The sequence below is a fragment of the Streptomyces sparsus genome (assembly GCF_054776295.1).
The window spans coordinates 1-583 of sequence record NZ_BAAHCA010001673.1 but is presented as its reverse complement, the minus strand read 5'-3'; the positions used below and the strand labels follow the sequence as shown (position 1 = coordinate 583).

1 protein-coding gene is annotated in these 583 nt (G+C 76.2%); it reads left to right on the top strand.

Going from position 1 to position 583, the window contains the following annotated elements:
- Window positions 1–356: 356 nt before the first annotated feature.
- Window positions 357–583: hypothetical protein (locus tag ACYVE9_RS30235; RefSeq protein WP_461031043.1), on the top strand; the 227-nt coding region annotated here is incomplete at its 3' end.

Genomic DNA, 583 nt, shown 5'->3' with positions numbered 1-583 from the left:
AGCCGGGCGCGGGCCGTGTGACGGGCGCGGGCGGCAGTCGGGGGCGGGGCCCGCAGAAGCGGGCCCGGAACGTGCCCGGAGTGCGCCCGGTTCGACCGCCGACCCGACCCGACCCGACCCGACCCGACCCGACCCGACCCGACCCGACCCGACCCGGGCAGGCGGGTGAGCGGGCGGCCGGGGGCCGCGATTCGGCCATCGGGAGGGCGAGATTTCGCCGGAAATACATCTGCCGCCCACCAGCCGGGGTTGGGGTGTTGGGGTTCCCGGCTGGTGGGCGGCAGCGAGCGCACGTTCTACCCCGATTCGGACGCCCACGGCGACACCCCAGTGACACCGGCACTAAAGTGCCGCCCATGGGGCACGACAATCCCGGCGCCGACGGCGACGGTCACACCGACGAGCTGGCCGGTCACCTGGCATCGCTGGGCGTGGACGCCGACGCCGTCGAGACCTACGTCCAGTTGCTCTCCGGCGAGCCCCGCGTCCGGCTGGACGACGCCCGGCGGGCCCAGGCGCTGCAGGCGCTGACCGCGCTCGGGCTGACGGTGGAGGGCCCCGGCGGTGTGCCGACCCCGGTGCC